At 40.3% G+C, this 18,643-nt stretch carries 17 protein-coding genes; 8 read left to right on the forward strand and 9 right to left on the reverse strand.

Annotated features, from left to right (window positions below):
• Nucleotides 1-33 precede the first annotated feature (33 nt).
• The 3 genes from HLH18_RS10005 (at nt 34) to HLH18_RS10015 (ending at nt 2,414) form a co-directional block, all read left to right on the forward strand.
• Nucleotides 34-294: a hypothetical protein gene (locus HLH18_RS10005; protein ID WP_131288902.1), complete on the forward strand. Its 261-nt coding sequence runs from the start codon at nt 34-36 to the stop codon at nt 292-294.
• A 122-nt stretch (nt 295-416) separates the two neighbouring features.
• Complete coding sequence (gene fba / locus HLH18_RS10010) at nt 417-1,454, forward strand: class II fructose-bisphosphate aldolase (RefSeq protein ID WP_067724604.1); 1,038 nt, start codon at nt 417-419, stop codon at nt 1,452-1,454.
• A gap of 96 nt (nt 1,455-1,550) precedes the next feature.
• Nucleotides 1,551-2,414 (forward strand): EamA family transporter, encoded by an 864-nt coding sequence (locus HLH18_RS10015; RefSeq protein WP_171546715.1) that lies wholly within the window; start codon nt 1,551-1,553, stop codon nt 2,412-2,414.
• A 310-nt stretch (nt 2,415-2,724) separates the two neighbouring features.
• Here the strand turns inward: HLH18_RS10015 and nfsB are convergent, their stop codons facing one another.
• Nucleotides 2,725-3,378, reverse strand: a complete 654-nt coding sequence (nfsB, locus tag HLH18_RS10020) for an oxygen-insensitive NAD(P)H nitroreductase (RefSeq protein ID WP_171546716.1) — start codon at nt 3,376-3,378, stop codon at nt 2,725-2,727.
• A 346-nt stretch (nt 3,379-3,724) separates the two neighbouring features.
• Between nfsB and hpaI the strand changes: the two genes are divergently transcribed.
• A complete protein-coding gene (hpaI, locus tag HLH18_RS10025; protein WP_171546717.1) occupies nt 3,725-4,519 on the forward strand; it encodes a 4-hydroxy-2-oxoheptanedioate aldolase in 795 nt (264 codons plus the stop codon).
• Between the two features lie 72 nt (nt 4,520-4,591).
• On the opposite strand, the gene HLH18_RS10030 is transcribed toward hpaI, so the two are convergent.
• The 3 genes from HLH18_RS10030 to HLH18_RS10040 all read right to left on the reverse strand — a co-directional run bounded on the left by HLH18_RS10030 (nt 4,592) and on the right by HLH18_RS10040 (nt 6,550).
• Entirely contained in the window at nt 4,592-5,011 is a 420-nt protein-coding gene (locus HLH18_RS10030; RefSeq protein WP_171546718.1) for a hypothetical protein, read from the reverse strand.
• Between the two features lie 179 nt (nt 5,012-5,190).
• Nucleotides 5,191-5,910, reverse strand: a complete 720-nt coding sequence (locus HLH18_RS10035) for a UDP-2,3-diacylglucosamine diphosphatase (protein WP_171546719.1) — start codon at nt 5,908-5,910, stop codon at nt 5,191-5,193.
• 130 nt (nt 5,911-6,040) lie between these two features.
• Nucleotides 6,041-6,550, reverse strand: a complete 510-nt coding sequence (locus tag HLH18_RS10040) for a peptidylprolyl isomerase (RefSeq protein ID WP_131290900.1) — start codon at nt 6,548-6,550, stop codon at nt 6,041-6,043.
• 166 nt (nt 6,551-6,716) lie between these two features.
• Between HLH18_RS10040 and HLH18_RS10045 the strand changes: the two genes are divergently transcribed.
• Complete coding sequence (locus HLH18_RS10045; protein ID WP_171546720.1) at nt 6,717-8,438, forward strand: glutamine--tRNA ligase/YqeY domain fusion protein; 1,722 nt, start codon at nt 6,717-6,719, stop codon at nt 8,436-8,438.
• Between the two features lie 197 nt (nt 8,439-8,635).
• Entirely contained in the window at nt 8,636-9,082 is a 447-nt protein-coding gene (locus HLH18_RS10050; RefSeq protein WP_171546721.1) for an SRPBCC domain-containing protein, read from the forward strand.
• A gap of 190 nt (nt 9,083-9,272) precedes the next feature.
• Here HLH18_RS10050 and HLH18_RS10055 read toward each other — a convergent pair whose 3' ends face one another.
• Nucleotides 9,273-9,809 (reverse strand): lecithin retinol acyltransferase family protein, encoded by a 537-nt coding sequence (locus tag HLH18_RS10055; protein ID WP_171546722.1) that lies wholly within the window; start codon nt 9,807-9,809, stop codon nt 9,273-9,275.
• Nucleotides 9,810-9,972: 163 nt separating this feature from the next.
• On the opposite strand from HLH18_RS10055, the gene HLH18_RS10060 reads away from it, so the two are divergent.
• Entirely contained in the window at nt 9,973-10,731 is a 759-nt protein-coding gene (locus HLH18_RS10060) for a phosphodiester glycosidase family protein (protein ID WP_171546723.1), read from the forward strand.
• A 169-nt stretch (nt 10,732-10,900) separates the two neighbouring features.
• Here HLH18_RS10060 and HLH18_RS10065 read toward each other — a convergent pair whose 3' ends face one another.
• The 4 genes from HLH18_RS10065 to putA form a co-directional block, all read right to left on the reverse strand.
• Entirely contained in the window at nt 10,901-12,145 is a 1,245-nt protein-coding gene (locus HLH18_RS10065) for an outer membrane protein transport protein (RefSeq protein ID WP_171546724.1), read from the reverse strand.
• Nucleotides 12,146-12,369: 224 nt separating this feature from the next.
• Nucleotides 12,370-12,597 (reverse strand): hypothetical protein, encoded by a 228-nt coding sequence (locus HLH18_RS10070; protein WP_067724629.1) that lies wholly within the window; start codon nt 12,595-12,597, stop codon nt 12,370-12,372.
• Nucleotides 12,598-12,848: 251 nt separating this feature from the next.
• A complete protein-coding gene (trmA, locus tag HLH18_RS10075; RefSeq protein WP_171546725.1) occupies nt 12,849-13,931 on the reverse strand; it encodes a tRNA (uridine(54)-C5)-methyltransferase TrmA in 1,083 nt (360 codons plus the stop codon).
• Between the two features lie 314 nt (nt 13,932-14,245).
• Complete coding sequence (gene putA / locus HLH18_RS10080) at nt 14,246-18,016, reverse strand: trifunctional transcriptional regulator/proline dehydrogenase/L-glutamate gamma-semialdehyde dehydrogenase (protein WP_171546726.1); 3,771 nt, start codon at nt 18,014-18,016, stop codon at nt 14,246-14,248.
• Between the two features lie 119 nt (nt 18,017-18,135).
• On the opposite strand from putA, the gene HLH18_RS10085 reads away from it, so the two are divergent.
• Nucleotides 18,136-18,627, forward strand: a complete 492-nt coding sequence (locus tag HLH18_RS10085) for an Lrp/AsnC ligand binding domain-containing protein (protein WP_086197854.1) — start codon at nt 18,136-18,138, stop codon at nt 18,625-18,627.
• Nucleotides 18,628-18,643 lie beyond the last annotated feature (16 nt).

The following is an 18,643-nucleotide window of genomic DNA, read 5'->3' on the forward strand; positions in this document are numbered from 1 at the left end:
CGTTCATTAAATCTCCTGTCCTAGGAAAATCTGATGAACTTGAAATTAACACTTGCAGCACTCCTTATTGCACCTTTAGCTTTAACTGCTTGTGCCAAGAAAGATGAAGCTCCAAAAAATGACGCAGCTGCAACAGCAGCCGTAGAAGAAAAAGTTACGCCAGAGCAACAAGCGGCAATCGACTCACTTGATAAACCTGTTCTGGATGAAAAAAATACAGATGTACCTGCGGAAATAGCCAATGCGAATGCAGATGAAGCAACTCCTGCAGCTTCTGAAGCGACTGCACCTTAAGTTTGTCGTGTTTTATTTAAAAGTCCCTGCATAAGCAGGGATTTTTTTTGAAATAGTGTTTTTTATTACTGAATTGAAAGCAATCAGCATGTAGAATATGGGGCATCAACTGGGAGGACATTATGGCACTTATCTCATTGCGCCAGCTCTTGGATCACGCCGGCGAACACAACTACGGCGTACCAGCGTTTAACGTAAACAACTTAGAACAAATGCGCGCAATTATGTTAGCCGCAGACGAAACGAATTCACCTGTTATTGTTCAGGCATCTGCGGGTGCTCGTAAATATGCAGGCGCTCCGTTCTTACGTCATTTAATTTTGGCAGCAATTGAAGAGTGGCCACATATTCCAGTGGTTATGCATCAAGATCATGGTACTGACCCTGATGTATGCCAACGCTCGATCCAGTTGGGCTTTTCATCGGTAATGATGGACGGTTCATTAGGTGCGGACGGTAAAACGCCGACAAGTTATGAATACAATGTCGATGTAACACGTCGTACTGTTCAAATGGCGCATGCTTGTGGTGTTTCAGTTGAAGGTGAAATTGGTTGCCTGGGTAGCCTTGAAACCGGTATGGCGGGTGAAGAAGATGGCGTAGGCGCTGAAGGCGTTCTTGACCATTCTCAGCTTTTAACTTCTGTTGAAGAAGCGACTCAATTCGTTGCAGATACCAATGTAGATGCTTTGGCAATTGCAGTCGGTACTTCACACGGTGCGTACAAATTCACACGTCCACCTACAGGTGATATTTTAGCGATTGACCGCATTAAAGAAATTCACGCGGCATTGCCAAATACCCATCTTGTAATGCACGGCTCAAGCTCTGTGCCACAAGAATGGTTGGCTGTGATCAATGAATTCGGCGGTGACATCAAAGAAACTTATGGTGTACCGGTTGAGCAATTGGTTGAAGCAATCAAACACGGTGTTCGTAAAATCAATATCGACACTGACTTGCGTTTGGCTTCTACTGGTGCGATGCGTCGTATGATGGCGGAAAAACCAAGCGAATTCGATCCACGTAAATTCTTCTCTGCGACTGTCGATGCAATGAAACAAATCTGTGTAGATCGTTACACAGCATTTGGTACTGCGGGTCATGCAGACAAGATTCGTCCAATTTCTTTAGAGAAAATGGTGAATCGTTATAAATAATCATTAAAGATTATCTATAATCAAAAGCCCACATTGTTTGTGGGCTTTTTTATATCTAACCCTAAATCATTATATATAAGGAAAATAAGGCAAAAGATGGAACTTATATTTGCTGCGGCTTGCTGTAGTGTCGTCATCTCAATTCTTTTAAAGCTCGCTAAAGGCAAAGGTTTTGATGCACTCCAAATGATTGTCTGGAACTACGCTTCAGCCAGTTTGTTGTGTTTTTTATGGTTTAAGCCAGATCTGCAGCATATTTCCATGCTCAATACGCCGTGGTGGTTAATTGTTGCCTTAGGCATTTTGCTGCCGAGTATTTTTTTATGTTTAGCCAAATCATTGCAATATGCCGGCATTATTAAAACTGAAATTGCCCAACGTTTATCCGTTGTGTTGTCTTTGTTAGCCGCATTTTTTATTTTTCATGAACAGTTCAACAGCTTAAAAAGCATGGGTATTGCTTTGGGTATTGCAGCAGTACTGAGTATTTTATTTTCACATCAAAAAACTGAAACAGGGCAGCCATCTTCAAAGCAGGCGATGTTATATCTAGCATTGGTCTGGTCTGGATACGCCTTAATTGATGTATTGCTCAAGTACACCACCGGATTAGGCGTACAGTTTGCCGTCGCCCTAAACTTAATGTTCATTTGTGCCTTTGTATTGTCATTGGCTTATATTGCGATTACAACGAAAACCATGGGTAGCAAAAAGAACATTTTGGCCGGACTAGGTTTGGGTGTACTGAATTTTGCCAATATTGCACTGTATGTCAAAGCACATATTTTATTGAAAGACACACCTGCAATTGTGTTTGCAGGTATGAATATTCTTGTGGTGCTATTTGGTGCATTAAGTGGCTTAATTATCTTTAAAGAAAAATTAAAACCCGCTACCGCTGTAGGTTTGGTTTTAGGTTTGGCTAGTGTGATTTGCCTAGCTTATGCGATATCTGCTTGAATAGTGTTTTTGCAAAAGTTTTCGGATGTTTCACGATGTCTATGGTGTCGGCTGTACCTAACAGTAAGCCAGCCTGCTTGCAGTCTGGACAGGTGGGATAAAAAGAAATCGCATTGGTGGAATATTGATACATATAAATTTTATTGCAGTGTGTGCATTCAAATTTCATCGGCATTTTAGTTGTAGCAGCAATCATGATGTGAACCACCTTTTATTTTTGCGCAAATATACCTCAATATTGTTGCAAGAATAAGACCTGAAATGACATGAAAGGGGGTTATACCCCCCTTTTATTGTAATGAATCGTTAATTAAAGCTGAGTGAAAATCTGTTCTTTGTCTAGACGGGATTTTGGCAGTTTGGCATTGAAATCATTTTCACTACGATAACCGAGTGTCAGTAATACCGAAGGGATCAAACCTTTTTCTGTTAACTGCAATTCATCATTGATAATTTGTTCATCAAATCCACCAATAGGCGTTGCATCAATGCCTTCAATTCCAGCAGCTAATAGAATTTGACCTAAAGCGATAAAGGTTTGATTTTCCGCCCAGCGCTGAATATCACCTTTTTCATTGCGATAATAATCGACATAACCGGAGCGGCTGTCTTTTTGTCCTTGTTTGGCTTTTTCATCTTTAAAACGACCACTGATGTCATCTTGAGTGAGCAAGTTATCTAAATGCTGTTCGCTGATATCGGCTTTAGTACAGAACAAAATGGTATGCGACGAATCTAGAACTTTAGGTGCGTTATAGGCATATTTCCCAACCAATGCTTTGGCGATCCGTTCTTTAGCCGCTTGATTATCAGTAATAAAAAAATGCCAAGGTTGAATGTTGATAGAAGATGGAGTCAAACGTAAGATTTCTAATAAACGTGCAACCTGTTCCTTGGGGATTTTTCGAATAGGATCATAGGCTTTGGTGGTATAACGGGTTTTCGAGACGTTTAAAAGATCCATGAATGATTACTCCACTTATAAATTATGTCTGATATTTTACCTGAAGCGCTATCCAAATGGTTTATAACACATGGATCTCACTTTAGACTTTGGCATGATAAAAAAGTATTCATAGTAAATAGCATTCTTCACTCAATTTATTACACTTTATATAAGGCAGTATTGGTATCTTGTTTAGAGCATATTTCCAATGTCATCCATGATTTCATAAAACAAACTATTTGGATCTTTTAATAAATTAAGCGTTTTATTAGATCAAGAAATACGTTTTCGATATTGGTACTTTTAGAAAAATGGCGTTTAATCAATATTAAGTAAAATGTATGACCATTCCGAGAGCAGGCGTATGGACTTTAGCAATCACTTTAAAAGAAAACTAAAAACCCAACAGCAAATTGGGTTGTGGGTCGGTCTGGCAGATGCCTACGCTACAGAAATTGCAGCCAATGCCGGATACGACTGGTTGCTGATTGATGGTGAACATGCACCCAGTGATTTAAGAACCACGCTTTCGCAACTGCAAAGTATTGCAGCATATCCTTCACAAGCCGTAGTACGACCACCGATTGGCAGTGTGCAACTGATTAAACAATTGTTGGATATTGGTGCACAAACCTTATTGATTCCGATGGTGGAAACAGTAGAACAAGCAGAACTCATGGTCAAAGCAGTGCGTTATCCACCTGAAGGCATCCGTGGCGTAGGTGCGGCTCTGGCACGTGCAACACGTTGGAACAGTATTCCGGATTATTATCAAACAGCGCATGAAAATATTTGTTTACTGATTCAGATTGAATCAGTCACAGGCTTAGAGAACCTGGATGAGATTTTAAAAGTTGATGGCATTGATGGGGTCTTTATTGGTGCTGTCGATTTGTCTGCCACCATGGTTTATCAGGGCAATCCAAACCATCCTGAAGTGCAAAAAGCTGTGGTGGATGCGATTCAGCGTATTCGTGCAGCGGGTAAGGCAGCAGGAATTTTATCGACACAGCATGAAGCCACACAGCAATATTTAGAACTCGGAACCGAGTTTGTGGCAGTCGGCGTAGACACCAGTGTATTAATGCAGTCACTGCGTGAATTATTAGCCAAATATAAAACTGGGGCAGATATCCCTCGTGTTTCGGATGGATATTAATTTTAAATCGTGTGGAATAATTCTTTAAACTGACAAAAAGCCCCTACTTTTCATCAAGCAGGGGCTTTTTTATTAATAGGCGTATTTTAAATCGGTATATTCGTTCAATGACATTGCAACATGCTTGTCAATAAATTCACGGATATCTTCGCTGGTCATGGGCTGACCTTGCTTGGTAATCACGTGTTCCATAGGGGGTTGGTCGGCAGCAGTAATTTTATAAACAAAGTTACACACTACTTTGTAATTAGAATCAGCTTTAACCATGCAAGTCACATAACTATAAGCATGTTCAAAATTTAAATCGGCATGTGAGAAGATAAACTGGTCAAATAATTTAAGTGCTTTACCATCTTCCAGTGCTTTTAATTCATCCACAATATTACTTTCAAATTGCACACCGTAACGCTCGGAAACAGGCTTTCCATCGATTAAAAGTGAAACTTTGCCGTCGTCATGATGGGTCACGGTGATATTGTTAAAATCAGACATGGAGATCTCTAAAATTGAATGAAATAATATACGCTGATTATGTTTGAATTGTTTCACAAATCAAGAAACGATTGGATCAGTTGATTATATTCAGTATAAATAAACAACAATTGTGATGCTCTTAATGCGCTGTAAATGAATCCGCTTTTATTCGATCAAAATGGCTGGAGTAGCTAAAATTAATAAGTCCAAGTTTTTAATTCTAATGTTTGATGAACCTGTTCGGGATCGATTTCTAAAATTTGTGCTTCATGTTCACGCCAGTCGCCTAAAACAATACGTGATTTACCATTTTCATTATGGATATTAGGGCGGTGGGTATGTCCATGAATCAGTAAATCCACTGATTGCAATGCTTGTTCAACTGCTTGTTGATTCACATCCATAATCTTATAAGATTTTACTTGCTTGGTTTCTGCACTTTTTTTACGGAAACCATTGGCCAATTTTTGACGAAAACTTAATGGCATACTTTTAAGAAAACCTAAAAGGAACGGGTTACGAATAATTTTACGGAATTTCTGGTAGGACACATCATCGGTGCAAAGCAGGTCGCCATGTTCAAGACGAATTTGCATGTTACCAATCTTTAAGCTATCCATCTCAGGCAATATGGAACCATTAAACTGCTTTAAAAAGCGTTGACCGAGTGCAAAGTCACGGTTACCGACTTGAAAGTAAACCTGATTACCGGCTTGGGTAAATTCTTGCAGAGCGCTGACAATTTCATCTAGCCATGGAGCAGAGTAGTCATCACCAATCCATGCATTAAACCAGTCACCCAAGATATAAAGCTGGGTATCTTTATTTTTATAGTGTGCCAATAAATCCAAAAACCCCCGAACGAGTCGAGGGTGTTCAGGTGACAAATGTAAATCAGCGATAAACAGATAGGTCACTTATTTTCCTTTTTATAGAATCCCTCCCAACCTCCCTTTACGAAAGGGAGGAGAACCTAATTTTAAAAGAGGTTATTCCCTCCTTTAATAAAGGACTTACGTAGCAGTGCTACTCAGGGAGGATTTAAAATTACTCAGAAATAATTTTAGCAGATTCGATTACAACATTTTCTAGAGGAACGTCAGCGTGATAACCACGGTTACCTGTACGAACGCCTTTAATTGCGTCAACAACATCCATGCCTTCAACGACTTTACCAAATACTGCATAACCCCAACCTTGCGCTGTTTTACCAGAGTGGTTAAGGAAAGAGTTGTTTTTCACGTTAATGAAGAACTGAGCAGAAGCAGAATGAGGCGCTTGAGTACGCGCCATAGCTATCGTACCTTCGTCATTGCTTAAACCATTGTCAGCTTCATTTTCAATAGAATCGCGAGTTGCTTTTTCTTTGAAGTTTTCATCCATGCCGCCGCCCTGGATCATGAAGTTTTCAATTACACGGTGAAAAATCACGCCATCATAAAAACCGTCGCGAACATATTCTAAAAAATTAGCAACAGTCTTAGGTGCTTTTTCAGAGTTTAATTCAAGAACAATACGTCCTTTATTGGTGTTTAATTCGACTTGAGGAAAACTCATTCTATAATCTCCTAATCATGGACAAAAAAAGCCATGGGTTTTTGGTTGAGAGAAGCATAAGCAAACTGTAAACTACAAGGCAAGCAAAAACGTTATTTTCTTTGTTAAAAACTGAGAAAAGCGTTTTAATTATCCTATTTTATCTTATAGAAGTGATTTATCAACTATGAAGCCGAATGATGTTGTTTCATCCCTGCCAAATAACCCGACAACTCAAAATCAATCTGTCGATGCTGCGCAGCAAGAACAACAGCCTGGCTTAGACTTTGTACGCCAAGTGATTACTGATGATCTAGCAGCAGACCGTACACAACAAGTGGTGACACGTTTCCCGCCAGAACCAAATGGTTATTTGCATATTGGCCACGTAAAAGCCATTTGTCTGAATTTTGGTATTGCCCAAGAATTTGATGGCGTATGTAACCTGCGTTTTGACGATACCAATCCAGATGCAGAAGAACAAGAATATGTAGATGGTATTGCCAATGACGTAAAATGGTTAGGTTTTAACTGGAATGGTGAACCTCGCTATGCATCTAGCTATTTTGATCAACTGTACACATGGGCAGTACAACTGATTGAACAAGGCGATGCTTATGTCGATTTGCAAACGCCTGAAGAAATTAAGTTAAACCGCGGTAATTTCGTAGAACCGGGTAAAAACTCTCCTTATCGTGATGCTTCAGTAGGAGAAAATCTGGCGCGTTTTGAACAAATGCGTAATGGTGAGCTTGGCGAAGGGCAAGCGGTACTGCGTGCCAAAATTGATATGGCATCTCCAAACGTGCATATGCGTGATCCTATTTTGTACCGTGTACTGCATTCCGAACATCACCAGACCGGTGATAAATGGAAAATGTACCCAATGTACGACTATGCGCATCCATTATCAGATGCGATTGAAGGTATTACGCACTCACTGTGTACTCTGGAATTCCAGGATCACCGTCCGTTCTATGACTGGGTGGTTGAGAAAGTTAAATCGCCAGCTGTTCCGCATCAGTATGAATCAAGCCGTTTGAATATCGATTACACCATTACCTCTAAACGTAAACTGCGTAAATTGGTTGAAGGCAATCATGTCAATGGTTGGGATGACCCACGTATGCCAACCGTAGTCGGTATGCGCCGTCGTGGTTTTACTGCTGAAGGTTTACGTGAATTTTGTAAGCGCGTTGGCGTGTCTAAAACCGATGGTATTGTTGATGTCGCAATGCTTGAGTTCTGTATTCGCCAATCACTTGAAAATACCGCTGCGCGTGGTATGGCAGTGTTAAATCCACTGAAAGTGACGTTGACTAACTTGCCTGAAGATATGGACTTAAGCCATGCACGTCACCCGAACGTAGACATGGGCGATCGTATTATTCCTTTATCTAAAGAAATTTACATCGATCGTAAAGACTTTGAAGAAGTACCACCGAAAGGCTTTAAACGTTTAATTCCACAAGGTGAAGTGCGTTTACGTCATGCTTATGTGATTAAATGCGACGAAGTGATTAAAGATGCCAATGGTGAAGTAATTGAACTGAAATGTTCAATTGACCCTGAAACTTTAGGTAAAAACCCTGAAGGTCGCAAAGTGAAAGGCGTGGTTCATTGGGTATCTGCAACCAAAGGTGTGCCTGCTGAAGTCCGTGTTTATGATCGTTTGTTTACTGAAGCTGCTCCAGATGCAGATGATGATTTCCTTGCGAACTTAAACCCAGAATCTTTAACTGTACTTCAAGCAATAATTGAACCTGCTTTGGCAGAAGCTCAACCTGAAGATCGTTTTCAGTTTGAACGTGAAGGTTATTTCGTGGCAGATCAATATGATCACACCAGTGATAAACCCGTGTTTAACCGTATTTTGGACTTAAAAGATAGCTTTAAGCCAGGTAAATAATTTACTTGCGGTTTAATTTAAAAAAAGCTCAACTTCGGTTGGGCTTTTTTGTTGGATAAAACTAGTTTTGAGCAAATCATCTTTATTGTGTGATTTTATTTATAATTGTTGATTGGCTACATCTATTAGCATAAAGATAATATTCAATCAGAAAGCAATTATGCTATCACTATAAGAAAAAGCTGAGGGTAATAAAAATGAGCGTCGTTATAGAAACCCAGATGTTAATTCGCAAACCGATTGCCGAGGTATTCAATGCCTTTATCGATCCTGAAATCACCAGCAAGTTTTGGTTTACTTCCTCTACGGGACATTTAATGGAAAATAAAAACGTAGATTGGTATTGGGAAAAATATGAGGTGACGATCAGTGTTTTTGTGGAACAGCTGATTAATAATCAATTAATCCAGATCAAGTGGGGTGAGCCAAAGTCTACGGTAGATTTTATTTTTGAGAAAATATCCGAGAACGAAACCTATCTTCGAATCCGTAACTACGAAATTCCTTTAGAGGGTTCAGAGTTAATTGCTTTTGTCATTAAACATACCAATGATTTCACCATGCTTTTAGATGGTGCTAAAGCCTACTTGGAGTATGGTGCGCAACTGAACTTGGTCAATGATAGACTTCCACCATTTGATTAAAAGGTTTGAGAAATTTTTTGAAGATAAGCATTTTATCAACTGAGCAAAATTAAAATTATCATTATGCTTATTTTTAGACATTTTACGGTTGAATAACACGAGTTGAGCAGCACATCTCTTCAATTCTTTTTCACGCCCCATTCAAATTGGATTTTTTATCTTTAAAATTATCAATGGGCTGAACTCAAAATTAAGGATTTTTCTGCTCAGGTTCTTTTAATAATAAAGAGGGCGGCAGACGTTTTTTTGCTTTATCACGTAATTTTTTCTTGATGTATAACACCAAAGCAAAACAGGTAGTGGTGATGGTCAGCAACATACTGTTCATATAACTCATGATGGAACTGATGTAACCAATCGTAGTCAGACGGTTCATCATGCGAATGACTTGTGGGCTACTTTCAACACCTGTAATTGCCCAAGTGCACAGATGTTCACAGTTATTAATAATCAGATGATAGTTGTTCTCGTTCATACGTGAACGCATACGGCGTATGATTTTACGACCCCTAAATTTTGGATTGTTGTAGTGTTGAACAATAATGGTTTTGCCGAAACTGAATTTTTCCAGTGAGGTGATCTCAATTGGGCGTTTTTTGAATAAATGAGCAAACCCCGAGTAATGAATCACCCGGCCACGCCCTGCATATATGCCATGATGGGAATAGCCTAAGTGTTTAACGATAAGATGTGTCCCTAAAGGAAATCGGATTTTCTGCTGTCGCATCGCAAACTTAATTAATAAAGTTACACATGTATTTTGTTGATGTAGTTTACTGCTTCTTTATGAAAGAATCGACTATTTCACTAAGCTTAATGACTATTTTATAAAAACTACATCACTGTATAAAATTTTCAGCCTATGTCTAAGTCGTTGGGGAAAGATAAAAATGAAGCATCTATTTTTCTTAAAATGTGCCGTAATTTTCATTTTAAATTTGGCCTCAGTAAGTTATGCGGAAGTTTACTCGGAACATTGGCAAAAGGAGGCTTTTAAGGTAGATGTGGTAAAGATCACGCAGCCTCAAAACTTACGTTTATTTCTAAATGATGCCAAGACCCATCAACCACTGCATACATTCGCCGCAGTTCAGAAGCAATTAAAATCTTGTGAAAAATTATTATTTGCAATGAATGCTGGAATGTATCACTCAGATTATTCTACAGTCGGTTTATACATAGAATCATCACAACAAAAGCAGAAATTAAACAGGGTAAAACAAGGCTTCGGCAATTTTCATATTCAGCCAAATGGTGTGTTGGCTTGGAATCAGAATAAAAGCCTGATTACAACCACAGATGACTACGTTAAGCTAAAGTTTAATGCGGATTATGCAACGCAATCTGGGCCAATGCTGGTGATTAATGGAAAAATAAACCCGCAATTTTTAGAGCATTCAGACTCATTTAAAACTCGTAATGGGGTGGGGATTAAAGATCAAACCCTGTATTTTGTGATTAGTGATAAGGCAGTAAGTTTTTATCAATTTGCACAATTTTTCAAACAAGAATTAAACGTACAGAATGCGTTGTACCTGGATGGTTCAATTTCAAGTGCATATATCCCACAGTTAAAACGTGCAGATTCGGATTTTAATCTTGGTCCTATGATTGCTTATATTGATCAGCAGAACTGTCAAAAAGATTAAGCTGTTGAGTCTTAAAATTATCTGTTTATATACGTTATTATTTTATCTCTTTTATTATGACTCCATTAATTTGGAATAGTTTTAAGCATGACTTTTATTTTGTACATTTTCACGTAGAACGAAGTATAAACCCATATTTCACTTTTAACTGAATGAGATCATTCATAAGTTAAAAATGATATCCAATTTTTAAACCATAGCCTATGGCATGATTGTTATCGAATTCACCCACTTTTGAAGTTTCTGAAACGCCTGGAAGAGGTAAATAATAGGTTCCATCCTGTGTCGTTACATCTCCTAACCAAAAGTATTTAACTTCGCCTGAAATAAAGTAATTGGGTTCGGGATTGTACTGCATTGCTAGACCAACTCCCCAATAGCCTTTGGTTGGATTGAGGATTGATGCCGGATCGCCTGTGCCGGAATCCCAACCGATATCAAAAGCACTAGACCATTGCTGATTCCATTTTTTTGCGACACCGACAGTCGCACTCCACTGATTCTTTTTATAGTCATCCAGATTGAATCCACCGGTATAAGTTCCACTACTCATTGTCGTCGTTGTTAGTTCGGATAATGCACCGAATTGGGTTGGACGGATCACAAAATCTTTCCAGTTGACCCAACGAAGATTGGAGTAAAGCAAAGTACTGAGGGTAATCGCCGTTTGAAAATCGAGGTTGACAGACTGAGGTGTGGAAATTTTAGTTTTAGTTTCATCAACCAAAAGCAGCGGTGTTCCTAACACACTTTCGGTGACATTGATTTTATGATCAATTTTGGAGTGATAAGTCAATGCGGCTTTTAATGCAATGTCAGGCCGTTGGTAAGCGAAACCAGCCAGCCAGCCGATGGCAGCATCTTCCTTGAAAATAGCGTTATAGCCATTAAATTCCTCATAAACCAATCCGCGAAGTGAAACATGACCTTTAATGGTTTGAAAGGCGGGTCCTGCATAAAGATTAAAATTTTTAAGGGGTTGATAGCCTAAAATTAGACTGAGATTTTGGGTATCCACATTGATCTGTGTACCTTGTTTGCTGAGAGCCGGATCAGAAAAACTGCCATTGTCTTTGAGTGGATATTGAAGGTCTGAGCCAAATGGCTGATCGTAAAGGATACCGAAAGAGAGCTCTGGTTTTAATTGAAGTTTAAGGGCAGCACTATAGTATTGGAAATTCTGGCTAATATTATCTGTTGAATAGTCATCAACACCTGAGTTGACCAGATCTGAACGTGTACCTAAAGTGTGCCCTGACACTTCAGGATCAGCAGCGGTAATGGAGGCTTCAAAATAATGCCCGGCTTCGAGAAAAGGCAACAAGGATTGTCCTGATTGATCCATTGCTGCGGCCAGGCTATGATTTGATATAAGGCTGCATAATATTGCCAGTCTAGGATAATACCATTCCATATATTTTCCTTTTAATTAGACTAATTTTTATTCTTAAGCCATGCTTATTTTATTTGTTAAAATACTTCAGCTATGAGTAAAGCACTTTTAAATAGAGAGGAATAGAGATTTCTGGATGAATGAACAGAAGTATGTTTCTAAGTATTAAAATCTAAAAATAAACAGTTTTGACAGGCAAATAAAAAAGGCATTTAGTGAACTAAATGCCTTTTTGTCAGACTCTACTATTGGAGTGGTAGATGCTGTAATTCGTTTAACTCTTTACGGCTATAACCTCGCGAAGCTAGAACCTTTTTAATTCCAATGATGACATCTTCATCTGTCGCTTTTGCTAAAGCTTGGATCAGTTGTTCATTCGATTTACAAGAGCAATCATTTTCGACACACGAGATTTGATTCTTGTGTTCGTTTTGCTGTTGATTAGCAGAAAACAGCTTTTGCCAAAAACTCATAGAGCCTTCTTACGCAACTTAACATAGATCGAAATATATCCAATTTCCTAAATAATACAAGCCTATGTCAGTGATAAAAGCAGCATTTGAACTTTAAATTTTCCGATGATAGGTAGCAAGTTTAACGATATTATGAGATTTACTATTCAGAATTGTTTATAAATGATTAATTCTCAATGAAATAAAATGAAGCTCATCGGAGCTTCATTTAGGCAACAACACTTACAAACTTAACAATGAAATAAATTGTTTTAAATCTTTGCCAGTAACACCCCTGATTCTACATGGTGGGTATACGGGAACTGGTCAAACATCGCAAATTTAGTCACTTTATGCGTGGTTGATAAGGTCTTCAAGTTGTCTTCTAGGGTGTCAGGATTACATGAAATATAAATGATACGTTCAAAACGTTGAATCAGTTTTAAAGTTTCATCATCAATACCCGCACGCGGCGGATCAACAAACACAGTGTCGAAATCGTAGCTTGAGATATCAATCTCAGCTTCCTGCAAGCGGCGGAATTCACGCTCACCATTATAGGCTTGTGTGAAATCTTCAGCGGATAAACGTGCCACCTGAATATTATCAATCTGGTTTTGCTCAATATTCCACTGCGCCGCATAAACAGAGGATTTCGCCAGTTCAGTAGCCAGTACGCGATTGAACTTGGTAGACAGCGGCAGGGTAAAGTTACCATTACCGCAGTACAATTCAAGTAAGTCTTTATCTGACTGTTCAGCAGCATTGCATGCCCATTCCAGCATCTTTTGGCAGACTTGCGCATTCGGCTGGGTAAAGCTGCTTTCGATTTGCTTGTATTGGTAAGTACGATCAAATACTTGTAATTCTTCAACCACAAATTCATCGCTTAATACCATTTTTTGACCGCGGCTACGACCAATCAATTTGATATTCAGTTTTTCAGCCAATTGTTTGGCTAAGCTTTCCCATTCGGCATCCAGCGGGCAACGATAAATCATTGACACCAGCATTTCACCTTTTAAAGTTGCCAAAAAGTGAACTTCAAATAAGCGTTTAGACAATACCGGATTGCTTTTCAGTTCTTGCAGCAAAACAGGCATCAGTTGATTAATGCTTTTATCTGAAATTGGAAATTCGTCAATGCGAATGACTTGTTTCTGGTTATCTTCGCTGCGTTCAAACATCGCATAAAACATATCGTCGTCAGTATGCCAAATACGGAATTCTGCGCGCATACGGAAGTTTTGTTCAGGCGACGGAAATACTTCTAAAGAAGGGGGATTAAATTTGGCAAATTGAGCAGAAATACGTGCAATCTTGGCATCAAGTTGTAACTGATAAGCTGAAGTCATATGCAGTAAAAATCACAAACACATTGAAAACAGGGATGGTAACAAAGTTTGAATCAGATGACTAAACTTATTCCCCAATAAGCAGTAGAAATATACACATTGAACTCAAATCCAAAGGCGCTGTTTTTGATGTTGAGAATGATCAAGGCAGATTTTTATTAAAAGGCAAAAATCATGATCGCTTGAATGGTTTCGGAATAAAAAAGAAACCAAGTCAACCAGACCAGGGAGAAGTTGACTTGGCAAAGAGGAAACGACAGCTGGATGTGTTGTCCAGCGCTAAAGCTATTTAAATTTAAGTTGAAGTTGAGCTTTTAATTTAAGGTCATCAGGCTGGCATTTCCTCCTGCGGCTGCGGTATTGATACTGATCGCGCGCTCAATCACCAATCGTTCTAATGGAATATCGTAGTCAAGCGGCTGCAAATGGGTGATGCCAATAATCGCACCTGAACGTGCAGCAATCTGATGTTGCAACTTTTGCAGTTGGGCTTTGGTGCCGTGATGTAGCACTGCATCAAAATCATCGCTTTCAATGTTCTGGATCACGGCAAAACGCTGTGCAATTTCTTTTGGCATTTTAGAAAGATATTTGAGCACAAAAGTATTTTCAGCCAGAACGACAGGCTGGCTGCCGACCGCAAAAATTGCAGCCCATTGCTGAATCTGATCCTGTTCCTGGTCCGCTAAAGAAAGCACACGTTTTCTTGGCAACACCACATATTGATTACTTTCACCGGTCGGCCCTTGCAATTCATAATGATGGCTAGAGCAAAAAGCAGGGCAAGGCTTCAAATGATATTGAGGAAAGCTTCTCTCAGCCCAGCGATAAAACAGTTCATATAAAGGATGATGCGCTGGCTGTGTTTCTATTGATTGAGTTGCAAACGGAGTGGCCAGTTTTTTCGCTGAACAGTGCTGCATCAAACGATACAGGTAAATTGGACCGCCCGCTTTAGGGCCGGTACCGGATAATCCTTCACCACCAAAGGGCTGAACGCCGACCACTGCACCGACAATATTACGGTTGATGTATAAGTTACCGACTTCGGCATGTGCAATTACGGTTTGAATGGTTTCATCAATACGCGTATGCAGTCCCATGGTGAGTCCGTAGCCTTTGGCATTGATCTGTTCAAGCAAGTTTTCTAATTGACCGTATTTATAGCGAATCACATGCAGGACCGGACCAAACACTTCACGTTGCAAATCATCCAGATTTGGTAATTCAATTAAAGTCGGTGGAATAAAAGTACCTTCGTTTAAAGATGGATCCTGTGTTGCATTCAGCATCAATTGATGGACGGGATGGCCTTTGCCGCGCATCTGGTCAATATGCTTTTGAATATTGCTTTGTGCTTCCACATCAATCACAGGGCCGATATCGGTCATTAACAGGAACGGATTACCAACACGCAGTTGTTGCATCGCGCCTTTCAGCATATTGATGACGCTATCTGCATTATCTTCCTGAACGCAGAGCACACGTAAGGCAGAGCAACGTTGCCCGGCACTGTCATAAGCCGAACTCACCACATCCAGAATTACTTGTTCAGTCAAAGCGGATGAATCCACAATCATGGCGTTTTGACCGCCCGTTTCCGCGATCAAAGGAATCGGCTGACCAGAAGTGCTAAGTCGCTGCGCAAGGGTCTTTTGCAAAATTTTGGCTACATCAGTTGAACCGGTAAACATGATCCCCTGAATACGCGCATCTCCACTTAATTGCGCACCGACGGTTTCACCTTGTCCGGGAAGCAGTTGCAGTACATCTTGAGGAATACCGGCTTGCCATAAGATTTGGATGGCTTGCGCAGCAATCAGCGGTGTTTGCTCAGCCGGTTTTGCAAGTACGGTATTTCCGGCAACCAGCGCCGCTGCAATCTGTCCGGTGAAAATAGCCAATGGGAAATTCCATGGGCTGATACATAACACGGGACCGAGTGGTTGAATCAATGCATTCTGATCCAGATCGATCATTTGCGCAGCATAATAACGCAGGAAGTCAATCGCTTCACGAACTTCTGCAATGGCATTGGCATAGGTTTTACCGCTTTCGCGACATAATAGAATCATCAATTCCTGCAAACGCGATTGCATAATGTCTGCTGCATGTTGAATACAAGCGGCACGGGTGTCTTTAGGGGTATTGCTCCATTCAGCTTGGGCATTAACGGCATGATCTAATGCCAGATTCACTTGTACAAAACTCGCTTCTTGTACATGGCCAACGACATCAGCGTGATTTGCAGGATTTAAAATGGGGATGAGTTTTGAATGTTCATCAGTTAGATTATCTTCGCTACCGAGGTTTTTACCCAACGCTTGAGCTTGCCATTGCTGCTGACTGAAATCTTGTGCAGTTTGATTGAGTCGCATTAACTCGTGATCATTGGCTAGGTCTAGACCCATAGAGTTTGGACGAGTATCGCCGTATAAATCGGGTGCGAGGGGAATAGCCGGATGCTTTTGCCCAAGCTGTGATTCTTTGGCGGCATTTTTCAAAACTTCTGAATGTGGATTTTCAATCAGATCTTCAATTTTTAAGGATTTGTCTGCAATACGATTCACGAAAGAGGTATTGGCGCCGTTTTCCAGTAAACGTCGGACCAGATAAGCCAGTAGCGTTTCATGATTGCCAACTGGTGCGTAAATACGGCACGGCACCCCCAGTTTGTTATCCATTTTATCGCCCACCACCTGCTCATACAGCGGTTCGCCCATGCCATGCAGACATTGGAATTCATATTGACCGCTGTAATATTGGTTTGGATCGGCCAAATGGTAAATCGTGGCAAGGGTTTGGGCATTGTGCGTCGCAAACTGAGGATAAATCTGCTGTGGGGCAGCCAGGAGTTTTTTGGCACAGGCAATATAAGATAAATCCGTATGCACTTTACGGGTAAATACCGGATAGTCGGTCATGCCATCAATCTGGGATTTCTTGATTTCGCTATCCCAGTACGCACCTTTAACCAGACGGATCATCAAACGTTTTTGACTGCGTTTTGCTAAATCCACCACGTAATCAACGACATTGAAACAACGTTTTTGATAGGCCTGAATCACAAAGCCAATCCCTTTCCAGTCGGCAAGACTAGGCTCGAAACACAAACGTTCTAATAATTCTAAAGAAATTTCCAGACGTTCAGATTCTTCTGCATCAATGTTTAAACCAATATTGTAGTGTTTCGCCAGTTCCGCCAATTGCAGAACTTTAGGATACAGCTCGTCATGTACGCGGCTGATTTGTGCACGCTGATAACGCGGATGCAGGGCAGACAGCTTGATCGAAATGCCAGGACCGTCATAAACATCTTTGTCTTGTGAAGCTTGACCGATGGCATGGATGGCATTGCTATAATCTTGGTAATAACGTTCAGCATCATGTTCTGTGAGTGCCGCTTCACCGAGCATGTCATAAGAATAACGGAAACCTTTGTCTTCTAACGGTTCTGCATGTTCTAGCGCTTCTTGAATGGTTTCACCAGTAACGAACTGTTCACCCATCATCCGCATGGCTACATCTACCGCTTTACGGATAATGCCGCAACCACTACGTGCTAACAGTCCGGTCAGTACACTGGATAGACTCTTTTGTTTTGGCGTTTCCATCAGTTTGCCTGTCAGCATGAGACCCCAAGCCGCGGCGTTGACAAACATCAGGCTACTTTGTCCGACATGTTCTTTCCAGTTGCCCTGATTAATTTTGTCGCGAATCAATAAGTCACGGGTGGCACTGTCCGGAATACGCAGCAAGGCTTCAGCCAGACACATCAGGGCAATGCCTTCTTGAGAGGACAATGAAAATTCTTGTAATAAACCCTGAACGATCCCGGCTTTGCCATTCGTGCTTTTACGTTCACGCAATGTGTGAGCCAGGTTAAAAGCCAGGTCGTAAATACGCTGACTCAGTTGTTCAGGAATCTGGCTATATTCAAGCAGGTTTTCAACACACTCGGGTTCAGCACGGCGCCAGGCAGTATTAACCTCAACTTCATAATCATTCTTTTCTTTGAATTCAGTAATATATTCAAAGTGAGGTTTTGCTTCATCGAAACGGGTTTCTGTATCCATCATATTCATGCCAACATCCTGTGACTGCCAATTTTTTTGTTGAGTCAAATACCTTATATAATTTATGATTACAGAAAGGATGCCGAATAACTCACTATAATTTTTATTCATTTTAGAGAATAATTCAGATGACGAGCCCAATTTTTACCTTGGACAGGACGGATATCAAAATTTTAGATATTCTGCAAAATGATGGACGAATTTCGAATATCAAATTGGCTGAAGCTGTCAATTTATCAGCCACTGCAGCACTGGCGCGGGTGCAAAAATTAGCCAAAGACGGTTTTATTTTAGGCTATGAAGCGAAGCTCAACCCTGACATGTTGAATGCCAGTTTTGTGGTTTTTGTGGAAATTTTACTGGATAAAACCACGCCTAATGTATTGGAAGAGTTTTCCGATGCGATTATGCAATATCCTGAAATTGTGGAATGCCATATGATCAGTGGTGGTTTCGATTTTGTGGTAAAAATCCGCTGTGCCAATATGGAGGAGTTCCGCAGAATTTCAGGACAGGTGCTCTGGCAATTGCCTGGGATCAAAGAAACACGCAGTTATCCGGTAATGGAAGTGATTAAAGAAAGCTCCAAGATATATCTAAAAAGCAAAGGGCAAAAATAAAACAAAGGGGCATAAA

The sequence above is a fragment of the Acinetobacter sp. ANC 5414 genome (assembly GCF_013004295.1).
Lineage (GTDB): Bacteria > Pseudomonadota > Gammaproteobacteria > Pseudomonadales > Moraxellaceae > Acinetobacter.

Bases quoted from the DNA above. Each gene is read 5' to 3' on its own strand.
- HLH18_RS10050 (WP_171546721.1), top strand. From the start codon at position 8,636: ATGAGCGTCGTTATAGAAACCCAGATGTTAATTCGCAAACCGATTGCC.
- fba (WP_067724604.1), top strand. From the start codon at position 417: ATGGCACTTATCTCATTGCGCCAGCTCTTGGATCACGCCGGCGAACAC.
- HLH18_RS10060 (WP_171546723.1), top strand. From the start codon at position 9,973: ATGAAGCATCTATTTTTCTTAAAATGTGCCGTAATTTTCATTTTAAAT.
- HLH18_RS10085 (WP_086197854.1), top strand. From the start codon at position 18,136: ATGACGAGCCCAATTTTTACCTTGGACAGGACGGATATCAAAATTTTA.
- HLH18_RS10015 (WP_171546715.1), top strand. From the start codon at position 1,551: ATGGAACTTATATTTGCTGCGGCTTGCTGTAGTGTCGTCATCTCAATT.
- hpaI (WP_171546717.1), top strand. From the start codon at position 3,725: ATGGACTTTAGCAATCACTTTAAAAGAAAACTAAAAACCCAACAGCAA.
- HLH18_RS10045 (WP_171546720.1), top strand. From the start codon at position 6,717: ATGAAGCCGAATGATGTTGTTTCATCCCTGCCAAATAACCCGACAACT.
- HLH18_RS10040 (WP_131290900.1), bottom strand. From the start codon at position 6,550: ATGAGTTTTCCTCAAGTCGAATTAAACACCAATAAAGGACGTATTGTT.
- HLH18_RS10070 (WP_067724629.1), bottom strand. From the start codon at position 12,597: ATGAGTTTTTGGCAAAAGCTGTTTTCTGCTAATCAACAGCAAAACGAA.
- HLH18_RS10055 (WP_171546722.1), bottom strand. From the start codon at position 9,809: ATGCGACAGCAGAAAATCCGATTTCCTTTAGGGACACATCTTATCGTT.
- HLH18_RS10065 (WP_171546724.1), bottom strand. From the start codon at position 12,145: ATGGAATGGTATTATCCTAGACTGGCAATATTATGCAGCCTTATATCA.
- putA (WP_171546726.1), bottom strand. From the start codon at position 18,016: ATGAATATGATGGATACAGAAACCCGTTTCGATGAAGCAAAACCTCAC.
- HLH18_RS10005 (WP_131288902.1), top strand. From the start codon at position 34: ATGAACTTGAAATTAACACTTGCAGCACTCCTTATTGCACCTTTAGCT.
- HLH18_RS10030 (WP_171546718.1), bottom strand. From the start codon at position 5,011: ATGTCTGATTTTAACAATATCACCGTGACCCATCATGACGACGGCAAA.
- nfsB (WP_171546716.1), bottom strand. From the start codon at position 3,378: ATGGATCTTTTAAACGTCTCGAAAACCCGTTATACCACCAAAGCCTAT.
- trmA (WP_171546725.1), bottom strand. From the start codon at position 13,931: ATGACTTCAGCTTATCAGTTACAACTTGATGCCAAGATTGCACGTATT.